This is a genomic window from Oscillibacter sp. KLE 1728 (genome assembly GCF_934833455.1).
Classification (GTDB): domain Bacteria; phylum Bacillota; class Clostridia; order Oscillospirales; family Oscillospiraceae; genus Oscillibacter; species Oscillibacter welbionis.
Genome location: NZ_CAKVVF010000076.1, coordinates 1 through 9,734, shown reverse-complemented (window position 1 = coordinate 9,734; position 9,734 = coordinate 1). Strand labels below are relative to the sequence as shown.

The 9,734-nt window shown below is 64.8% G+C and carries 11 protein-coding genes; 7 read left to right on the top strand and 4 right to left on the bottom strand.

Features of this window, described 5'->3' with window-relative positions; all coding sequences use genetic code 11:
• Together QVE23_RS08755 and QVE23_RS08750 are read left to right on the top strand one after the other, a co-directional pair.
• Positions 1-557, top strand: a 557-nt coding sequence (locus QVE23_RS08755) for an XRE family transcriptional regulator (protein WP_021749613.1), incomplete at its 5' end; no start/stop codon positions are given.
• Positions 558-570: 13 nt separating this feature from the next.
• Positions 571-1,056, top strand: coding sequence for a GNAT family N-acetyltransferase (locus QVE23_RS08750; RefSeq protein WP_287967953.1), 486 nt, complete (start codon positions 571-573; stop codon positions 1,054-1,056).
• 60 nt (positions 1,057-1,116) lie between these two features.
• Here QVE23_RS08750 and QVE23_RS08745 read toward each other — a convergent pair whose 3' ends face one another.
• Positions 1,117-1,530, bottom strand: a complete 414-nt coding sequence (locus QVE23_RS08745) for a zinc ribbon domain-containing protein (protein ID WP_021749611.1) — start codon at positions 1,528-1,530, stop codon at positions 1,117-1,119.
• 125 nt (positions 1,531-1,655) lie between these two features.
• The gene (gene glpK, locus QVE23_RS08740) at positions 1,656-3,167 is read right to left on the bottom strand and encodes a glycerol kinase GlpK (protein WP_119311572.1); all 1,512 of its coding nucleotides are present in this window, start codon (positions 3,165-3,167) and stop codon (positions 1,656-1,658) included.
• A gap of 110 nt (positions 3,168-3,277) precedes the next feature.
• Here glpK and QVE23_RS08735 point away from each other — a divergent pair, with 110 nt between their 5' ends.
• Positions 3,278-4,213 carry an alpha/beta hydrolase gene (locus QVE23_RS08735; protein WP_287967952.1) on the top strand — a complete coding sequence of 312 codons (936 nt, stop codon included), beginning with the start codon at positions 3,278-3,280 and terminating at the stop codon, positions 4,211-4,213.
• 53 nt (positions 4,214-4,266) lie between these two features.
• On the opposite strand, the gene QVE23_RS08730 is transcribed toward QVE23_RS08735, so the two are convergent.
• Complete coding sequence (locus tag QVE23_RS08730) at positions 4,267-4,800, bottom strand: putative ABC transporter permease (RefSeq protein ID WP_021749608.1); 534 nt, start codon at positions 4,798-4,800, stop codon at positions 4,267-4,269.
• 180 nt (positions 4,801-4,980) lie between these two features.
• On the opposite strand from QVE23_RS08730, the gene QVE23_RS08725 reads away from it, so the two are divergent.
• From QVE23_RS08725 to QVE23_RS08715, 3 genes are all read left to right on the top strand, one after another.
• Positions 4,981-5,553, top strand: coding sequence for a uracil-DNA glycosylase (locus tag QVE23_RS08725; RefSeq protein ID WP_025545513.1), 573 nt, complete (start codon positions 4,981-4,983; stop codon positions 5,551-5,553).
• A 119-nt stretch (positions 5,554-5,672) separates the two neighbouring features.
• The gene (locus tag QVE23_RS08720) at positions 5,673-6,230 is read left to right on the top strand and encodes a biotin transporter BioY (RefSeq protein ID WP_337548411.1); all 558 of its coding nucleotides are present in this window, start codon (positions 5,673-5,675) and stop codon (positions 6,228-6,230) included.
• 90 nt (positions 6,231-6,320) lie between these two features.
• The gene (locus QVE23_RS08715; RefSeq protein WP_287967950.1) at positions 6,321-7,436 is read left to right on the top strand and encodes an SLC13 family permease; all 1,116 of its coding nucleotides are present in this window, start codon (positions 6,321-6,323) and stop codon (positions 7,434-7,436) included.
• A 58-nt stretch (positions 7,437-7,494) separates the two neighbouring features.
• Here QVE23_RS08715 and QVE23_RS08710 read toward each other — a convergent pair whose 3' ends face one another.
• The gene (locus QVE23_RS08710) at positions 7,495-8,010 is read right to left on the bottom strand and encodes a M48 family metallopeptidase (protein ID WP_021749604.1); all 516 of its coding nucleotides are present in this window, start codon (positions 8,008-8,010) and stop codon (positions 7,495-7,497) included.
• 194 nt (positions 8,011-8,204) lie between these two features.
• Here QVE23_RS08710 and QVE23_RS08705 point away from each other — a divergent pair.
• The coding region (locus QVE23_RS08705; RefSeq protein WP_287967948.1) for a phosphoketolase family protein at positions 8,205-9,734 on the top strand (1,530 nt) is incomplete at its 3' end.

Genomic DNA, 9,734 nt, shown 5'->3' with positions numbered 1-9,734 from the left:
CCATGGAGCTGACCCGGGCGGTGGGGGAGAATCTCAAGCGCATCCGCAAGAGCAAGAAGCTCAGTATGGAGCGGCTGGCGGCGGAGGCCGGCGTGTCCCGCTCCATGCTGGGGCAGATCGAGCGGGGGGAGGCCAACCCCTCTGTGGGGCTGCTGGGCAAGCTGGCCGGGGCATTAAAGGTCCCGGCGGAGGTGCTGTTGGAGAACGATGACTTCGAGCCGCTGCTGCTCCTGCGGGAGCTGGACAACAAGGCCGCCCGGCTGGATGGGGGCAAGGCGCTGTTGCGGCCCTCGCTGCCCTATGACGACGTGTTGCGGCAGGAGACGTTCTTTCTGGACCTGTACATCAGCGGCCGGTACGCGCCGGAACCTATGGTGCCCGGCTGCGTGTGCCTGGCCACCAGCCTCTCCGGCACGGTGCTGCTCCACGCGGAGGGGCAGGACTTCCAGCTGCTGGAGCGGGACGCCCTGCGGTTCGCGGCGGATCAGCCCTTCTGGCTGGAAAACCAGTTCAACGGCACCGCCCGGTTGCTGCTGACTTACCGTTATTTGAAATGAGGAGGATTTTTTCATGCACATTCGGACTGCCTCTCTGGCGGACGCGGCTGCCCTGGCGGCGGTGGAGGCCGCCTGCTTCCCACCAGCGGAGGCTGCCACGGCGGCGGAGATCACAGACCGTCTGGCCTACTACGCAGACCACTTCTGGCTGCTGGAGGAGGACGACGGCACGCTGGTGAGCTTTGTGGACGGCATGACCACCGACGAGCCCACGCTCCGGGACGAGATGTATGAAAACGCCGCCCTCCACGACAAGGACGGCACCTGGCAGATGATCTTCGGCGTCAACACCCTGCCGGCCTATCGCTGCCGGGGCTGCGCCGGAGCGGTGCTGGAGCGGGTGATTGCCGACGCCCGGGCCCAGGGAAGACGCGGCTGCGTCCTCACCTGTAAGGACAAGCTGGTCCACTACTACGAAAAATTCGGCTTTGTGAACGAGGGCGTCTCCCAGTCCACCCACGGCGGCGTGGTATGGTATGACATGCGCCTGACCTTTTGAAAGAGAAAGAGAACCCGCCGGCCATCAGGCCGGCGGGCTTGTCTTTGTTATGGCGGGAACTCAGTCACCCATAGGGGCGCCGCACTGGGGGCAGAACTTGCTGTCAGAGGCCGCGCCGCAGATGGGGCAGATCTTCTGGGCGGGAGCTGCTGCCTCAACCTCGGCGCCATCGTCCTTACGGGGTTTGCTGGCCTCCAGCTCGGCGATCTTGGCCTTAGAGGTGTTGACGGCCTCTACCAGGTCCCGGACGGCGTCGGGGATCTCCCCCTCGTACTCGCTGACGAACCACTCGCCTATGGTGCGGTAGTTCTTGTCGATCTCCCGCTGCTCCCCGGCGATGGCCATGGAGATGCGGGTCAGCTCCGCCGCGTCCTTGGCTTTATCCGCTGCCACGGCGGCCACATCCTTGGCCTTGTCGGCGGCCACGTAGGCCAGGTCCTTTGTCTTTTTGGTCAGATCCTCAAAAAAAGCCATGTCGATAAACTCCTTTCACCTGCGGACCAAACGCCGCACTGATCGTCTTCATTTCCGTTTCATGCCTCTCACTTGGCTTCAGTAGAGCGCACTTTTCCACTGAACGCAACAAATTCCGGATTTGTTTACACATCGTTTTCAATCCACCGCAACGCCCGGTCCACTGCCCGGCGCCACAGGCGGTACTGGGCCTCGCAGGCGGCCTGGGGCCGCTGGGGCAGAAATACGTGCTGGCTGCGGCGCAGGGCAGCCACTTCCTCCAGACTGCCCCACACTCCGGCCGCCAGCCCCGCCAGGGCCGCAGCGCCGAAGGCAGTGGTCTCCACCTGGGCGGGTCGGTCCACCGGCAGTCGCAGCAGATCCGCCTGGGTCTGCATCATGATGTCGCTGACGGAGGCACCGCCGTCCACCCGTAATGTGGTGATGGGGCAAGGGGCGTCGGCGTTCATGGCCTGCACCAGATCCGTCACCTGGAAGGCGATGGCGTCCAGCACCGCCCGGGCAATGTGGGCCTTGGTGGTGCCACGGGTCAGCCCCACGATGGTGCCACGGGCGTACATGTCCCAGTAGGGGGCGCCCAGGCCGGTGAAGGCGGGCACCACGTAGACGCCTCCGGCGTCCGGCACGCTCTCCGCCAGCCGGTCGCACTCCGGGGCGGAGGAGATGAGCCCCAGTTCATCCCGCAGCCACTGGATGGTGCTGCCGGCGTTGAACACGCTGCCCTCCAGGGCATAGGTAGTCTCGCCCCCCAGGGACCAAGCCACGGAGGTTACCAGTCCCGACTGGGAGGCCACCGGCTCACCGCCCACATTCATCAGCGTGAAGCAGCCGGTGCCGTAGGTGTTCTTCGCCTGGCCCGGCGTGAAGCAGGCCTGGCCGAACAGGGCCGCCGGCTGGTCCCCGGCGCTGCCGCAGATGGGGATGCCCGCCAGATCCTCCAGTCCGGGAATGTCCGGGGCCACACGGCCGTAGAGATGGCAGTTGGGCAGCGGCTCCGGCAGCAGGGAAGCGGGGATGCCCAGCGCCCGGCAAAGCGCCTCGTCCCATTGGAGGGTGTGGATGTTGAACAGCATGGTCCGGGAGGCATTGGAGTAGTCTGTCACGTGGGCTGCCCCGCCGGTGAGGTTCCAGATGAGCCAGCTGTCCACCGTGCCGGCGCACAGCTCCCCCCGCTCCGCCCGTTCCCGGGCGCCGGGGACGTGGTCCAGCAGCCACCGGATCTTGGTGCCGGAGAAGTAGGCGTCGATCAGCAGGCCCGTCCGCTCCGCCACCAGGGGGCCCAGGCCGTCGGCCTTCAGCGTGTCGCAGAGGGGAGCGGTCCGGCGGCACTGCCATACGATGGCGTTGCAGACCGGCTGCCCGGTGGAGCGGTCCCAGAGGATGGTGGTCTCCCGCTGGTTGGTGATGCCCAGGGCGGCGATCCGCTTGGGGTCGATGTGGGCGGCGCCCACGACCTCCGCCAGGGCCCGCTTCTCCGTGGCCCAGATTTCCAGCGGATCGTGCTCCACCCAGCCGGGCTGGGGGTAGATCTGGCGGAAGGGGTGCTGGGCGCGGGAGACGATCTCCCCGGCCCGGTTGAACAGGATGGCCCGGGAGCTGGTGGTTCCCTGGTCCAGGGCAGCGATGTATGTTTCCATGAATGCGGCCTCCTCTGGCGTTTGTGACGGAAGTGTGGTATCATCGACCCAGAAAGCAGGCATCCTACGCCTGATGGCACACAGTATAGCACAGAGAGGATGATTTTTCCATGGTGAGAAACGAATTTACCTTCCCCTCCGCAGACGGGCGGACCGGCATCCATGCGGTGGAGTGGACGCCGGACATGGCACCCCGGGCGGTTCTGGTGCTCTCCCATGGCGTGTCGGAGCACATCCTGCGGTATGAGCCCCTGGCGGCCTACCTGACGGAGCGGGGCTTTGCCGTGGCGGGCCACGACCACCTGGGGCACGGTCTCTCCGTGGCGGCGGGGGCGCCCCGGCTGTACTTCGGACCCAGGGGCAGCTGGGACTGGGCGGTGCAGGACCTCTATGCCCGGCGGGAGCTGGCAGGGCAGCGGTTCCCCGGCCTTCCGGTGTTCCTGCTGGGGCATTCCATGGGGTCCTTCCTGGCCCGGACGTATCTGATCCGCTACCCCGGCACCGTGGCCGGAGCCATCCTGATGGGCACGGGGCAGATGCCCCCGGCGCTGGTGGCGGCGGGCCGCGTCCTTGCCGCCCGGGAGGCCAGAAAGGTGGGGGACCGCCATTCCAGCCCCTTGGTGAACAAGCTGGCCTTCGAGGCATACAATCAGAAATTTGCCCCCAACCGCACGGGATACGACTGGCTCTCCGCCAGCACGAAGAACGTGGACCAGTATCTTGCGGATCCCCTCTGCGGAGGGGACCCCACCATCGGACTCTTTCGGGAGATGCTGCGGGGGATCGCCTGCATTGAGAAGCAAGAGAACCTGAAGCGGATGAACCGGAATACCCCGGTCCTCTTCCTCTCCGGGCAGGACGACCCGGTGGGGGACATGGGCAAGGGTGTCCGGCGGGCGTACCGCAGCTTCCGCCGCTCCGGTGTCCGGGACGTGGAGATCAGGCTTTATCAGGGCCTGCGGCATGAGATCCTCCAGGAGACGGGCCGGGAGAAGGTCTATGCGGACGTGGCGCACTGGCTGGAGGCCCACCTGCCGGAACAGTGACCGGCCGGACGCAAAAGGAAGCCGGGCATGGACGTTTCCCCATGCCCGGCTTCTTACGCAGCCCGCAGATTTCCCAGAGACAGCACTGCGGGATCTCCTGCCCGGCGCAGCAGCTGGAGGGAGACCACTGTGTCGGCGGTGAACACCAGCAGCGCGGCATAGGTGGCGGTTGGCGGCACGGCGGCCAGCGCCGGGGCTATCGCCGCCTGGATCACCGGCAGCCCTGCTGCCACCAGCAGGCTCCAGGCCAGGGAGAAGGGCAGGCAGACCCGGCCCCGCAGATTCCACCGGACCTGGGAGTAGTCCCAGAACCGCACACCCAGCAGACGGTCATAGAGAACGTGTACGGCATACTCCACTGCTGTGGCCGCCAGACCGCCCCACAGGGCCAGAGACCAGAAGCTGCCGCTCAATGATTCCGGCAGGGCCAGCACCGCCAGGGCCCCCAGCCCGTACACCGGGCACATGGGCAGCAGCAGAAAGCACTTCCGGGCCTGCCGGTCCGCGTGGGTGGCGATGGCGTACCCCCGTTCCAGCAGATAGCCGAGAAAGCTGTATGTCCAAAATGTCCATAGCCACAGAGACAAGCGTCCCCCTCCTCTCCCTGTCCAGTCTGTCCGGACGGAAGAGATTCATACCTCATTGCGCGGCGGAAGATTTTGTGTTACAATGGCCGCAAAGGGGCCGTTGCCATTTGGCTGGGCGGCCGAGGGGCATCCGCCGCCGGTGTGGTGCCCCGGAGAGAGGCACGAAGGAGGGGGAGGCGGATGGCGGATACCTGGGAGGCGCTGGAGCAGGCCTGCGGACAATGCCGGAACTGCGCCCTGGCGGAGACCCGGCTCCACGTGGTGTTCGGTGACGGTGCCCGGGACGCGGAGATCCTGCTGGTAGGGGAGGGCCCCGGTCAGCGGGAGGACGAGCAGGGCATCCCCTTCGTAGGGCCGGCGGGGCTGCTGCTGGATGATATGCTGGAGATCATCGGCCTGGACCGGACGAAGGTGTATGTGGCCAACATCGTCAAGTGCCGCCCGCCCAGGAATCGGGACCCGCTGAATGTGGAGCAGGACGCCTGCATCGGCTGGCTCCGGCGGCAGACGGCGCTGCTGCGGCCCAAGCTGATTGTCTGTCTGGGCCGGATCGCCGCCAAGGCCATCATCAAGGAGGACTTCAAGATCACCGCCGAGCATGGGAAGTGGTTCCAGCGGGGCGGCGTCCAGATGACGGCTATCTACCATCCCTCCGCGCTGCTGCGGGATGTGGAGAAGCGGCCGGAGACCTTTGTGGACCTGAAAGCTATTCAGGCCAAGGTGCGGGAGATCTGCACCCACACGGACTGCTGAACCGGGAGGCACTGCCTCCTGGTTTTTTATCTATATTGTAAACTTTATTTTTTTTAAGGTTGACAATTATGGAAAGCCTTGCTATACTTCCTCCAGACACAGGAGAGGAGCGATCTGATTTGAAACAGACTTCCATGACTAGGACCCGGCTGCGGACGGTGGACCTGGCGTACGCCGCCCTGTTCGCAGTGCTGCTGATGGTGTGCGCCTGGATCAACATTCCCCTGACAGTGCCGTTCACGCTCCAGACCTTTGGCGTGTTTGCAGCCCTGGGGACCCTGGGGGGCCGGCGGGGGATATTGGCTATCCTGGCATATCTGCTGCTGGGCCTGGTGGGCCTGCCGGTGTTCTCAGGCTTTCAGGGAGGCCCGGGCGTTCTGCTGGGCACCACCGGCGGGTATATCCTGGGCTTTCTGGCCTCGGCCCTGCTGTATTGGGGCATGACCGCCCGGCTGGGCGACCGTCCGGCGGTGACGGCCGCGGCCATGGTGCTGGGCCTGCTGGTGTGCTATGCCTTCGGCACCGCCTGGTTCCTGGTGGCCTATGCCCGGGCGGCGGGGCCCATCGGCCTGTGGGCAGCACTGGGAATGTGCGTGTTCCCCTTTGTGGTGCCGGACCTGGTGAAGCTGGCCTTGGCGTGGATGCTGTCCCGGCGGCTAGCGGGCTGCCTGCGGTAGAACAGCACAGCCTCCCCAAAAAGGTTTGCGTTCCCGGAAAAAGTGTGATATGGTGGAACGCGGATTTTGTCAGCCTTTGGAGGGACAGAAATGAGACTGTTGGCATTTTTCAAGCGGGAGGCGGTGCTGACCGTGGCGGCACTCTGCGCACTGGCCACCATGGTCCTGGTGCCGCCGGACGCCGCCTATCTGGGCTACATCGACCTGCGGGTGCTATGCCTGCTGCTGTGCCTGATGGCGGTGGTGGCGGGCTTCCAGTCCTGCGGGGCGTTCCAGTGGCTGGCCGGCCATCTGCTGTCCCGGGGGACCGGACCCAGGGCCCTGGCAGTGATCCTGGTGCTGCTGCCCTTTTTCTGCTCCATGGCCGTGACCAATGACGTCGCTCTTATCACCTTTACACCCTTTGCGCTGCTGCTTCTGGACCAGATGGACTGCCGGGCCGCGGCGGTGCCGCTGCTGGTGCTGCAGACCATTGCCGCAAACCTGGGCAGCATGGCCACGCCGGTGGGCAATCCCCAGAACCTCTACCTTTACGGGGCCTATGGACTCTCTGCCGGGGATTTTTTCCCGGTGGTGCTGCCCCTGGCGGGGATCAGTCTGGCCTGCCTGACCGTGGCGGCCTTGCCGGTCCTGCCCAGGGATCTCCAGATCCCTCCGGTGCACCCGCAGCCCCTGCGGCAGCCCGGGAAGCTGGCCCTGTACGGCGCACTGTTCCTGCTGTGCCTGCTGACGGTGTTCCGCATTCTGCCCTATGGTCTGCTGACGGTTCTGGTGCTTGGGACGCTGGCCGCAGTGGAACCTGCTCTGCTGCGGAAGCTGGATGTGAGCCTGTTGTGCACCTTCATCTGCTTCTTCGTGGTATCCGGAAACCTGGGACGGCTGCCTGCCGTTCATGGGTTTCTCCAGAGTCTGCTGGAGCGCAGCACCTTGCTGACCGGCGTGCTCACCAGCCAGATCATCAGCAATGTACCGGCGGCGGTGCTGCTGTCGGGCTTCACGGACAACTGGAGGGAGCTGCTGCTGGGCGTGGATATCGGCGGTCTGGGAACCCCGGTAGCATCCCTAGCAAGTTTGATCACGCTCAAGCTGTATCTTCGCTCCCCGGGGGCCCGCCCCGCCCGGTATCTGGCGGTGTTTACCGCCTGGAATGCAGCGCTGCTGGCGGTGCTGCTGGCGGCGGTCTGGCTCACGTCGGTGGGGGCGTAATATCAGACATAAACCGGAGGCAGGGCCAAGCCATGCCTCCGGTTTGTGCTTTTACACGTTATCGCAGCAGCTTCTTCCGCTCCCGCCAGTCGGGGAGTACCTGCTCCAGCAGCGCGTAGAAATCCGGCCCGTGGTTTTTCACTTGGATGTGGCACAGCTCATGGACCACCACCAGGTCCATGGCCGCATCCGGACAGTTCATGAGAAAACAGGAGAAGCACAGGCTGTTCTTTCCGCTGCAGCTGCCGTAGCGGGTGCGGGCGGAGGTGATCCTGACGCCAGTAGGGAACAGGCCCATTTTCTCACTGTAATAGGCGATTTTCGGCGGCAGGACCTGCCGTGCCTTTTCCTTCAGGGCGCCGATCTCCGCCTGGGTGGGGGCGGAGGGGGCCAGGGCAGCCCGGCGGCGCTGCTGTTCCAGGTGCCGGGCGATCCAGCCGGCGTGACTGGCCACAAAGTCGTCGATGCGGGCCTGGGACAGGCGGCGGGGGGCCCGCACCACCACGCGGCAGTCCCTTGTGATCTCCAGGGCCAGGGTCTTCCGGCCGGAGCGGATGAGTTCATACGTTTCCATGCCGTTACAGTAGCACATCCGGCGGAAAAACGCAAGCGCGGCGGAAGGAATAGAATAAGGGTAAAACGCCTAAAAGAGGAATACTAAAATGAAATAATTGTAAATTAAGATAAAATTATTTTCGATTTCGCTTGCCTTTTTTCAAATAAGAGATATACTAATTGCGAAAGGAACAAGAAAAAGGAGGCAATAATATGCCACGGACTTCTCAAAAGACAATTGCAGCAAAGCCTAAAACCAATACACGCCTGTCTAAAAAGCCGCCGTTGACGCCGGCGCAGCTGAAACAGGTCGACGCCTGGTGGCGGGCGTCCAACTACCTCTCCGCCTGCCAGCTGTATCTGTTGGACAATCCCCTGCTGAAGCGCCCACTGGCCGCCTCCGACCTGAAGCAGACCATCGTGGGCCACTGGGGCACCGTGCCGGGGCAGAACTTCATCTACACCCACCTGAACCGGGTCATTCAGAAGGACGATCTGGACATGATCTACCTCTCCGGCCCCGGCCACGGCGGCAACGCCATGGTGGCCCAGGACTGGCTGGACGGCACCTATACGGAGGTCTATCCCAACATTACCCAGGACAAGGACGGCATGCGGAAACTGTTCAAGCAGTTCTCCTTCCCCGGCGGCGTGCCCAGCCACGTGGCGCCGGAGACACCTGGCTCCATCAACGAGGGCGGCGAGCTTGGGTATTCTCTGGCCCACGCCTTCGGCGCTGTGGCGGATAACCCGGATCTCATCGCCGCCTGCGTGGTGGGCGATGGTGAGGCGGAGACCGGGCCCCTGGCCACATCTTGGCACTCCAACAAATTCCTGAACCCCATCACTGACGGCGCGGTGCTGCCCATCCTGCACTTGAACGGCTTCAAGATCGCCAACCCCACCATCTTCTCCCGGATCTCCCATGAGGAGGTGGAGCAGTTCTTCCGCGGCTGCGGCTGGGAACCCCGCTTTGTGGAGGGCAGTGAGCCGGAGAAGATGCACCAGCAGATGGCTGCCACCCTGGACTGGGCCATCCGGGAGATCAAGCGCATCCAGCAGCACGCCCGCACCACGGGAGACACCACCCGCCCCCGCTGGCCCATGATCGTGTTCCGCTCCCCCAAGGGCTGGACCGGCCCCAAGGAGGTGGACGGCAACCCCGTGGAGGACTGCTTCCGAGCCCACCAGGTACCCATCTCCATGGGCCCTGACACGGAAAAGCACCTGCCCATCCTGGAGCAGTGGCTCCGCAGCTATCACCCGGAGGAGCTGTTCGACGAGGAGGGACGGCCGGTGGATCTGCTGCGCTCCTTCGCCCCCAAGGGGGACCGGCGCATGGGTGCCAACCCTCACGCCAACGGCGGCCTGCTGCTGCGGGACCTGCGGACGCCGGACTTCCGGGACTACGGGGTGGAGGTTCCCGCCCCCGGCGAGGTGGAGGCCCAGGACATGCTGGTGCTGGGCGGCTACGTCCGGGATGTGATGAAGCTGAACCTGGAATCCCGGAATTTCCGCATCTTCGCCCCGGACGAGACGGCCTCCAACCGGCTCCATCCGGTGTTTGAGGTCACCGGCCGCCGCTTCCTGGGGGAGCGGTACGAGAATGAGGACCCGGATGAGCACCTGGACCCGGACGGTCGGGTGATGGACTCCATGCTGTCCGAGCACATGTGCGAGGGCTGGCTGGAGGGCTACCTGCTCACCGGCCGCCACGGCTTTTTCAACAGCTACGAGGCCTTC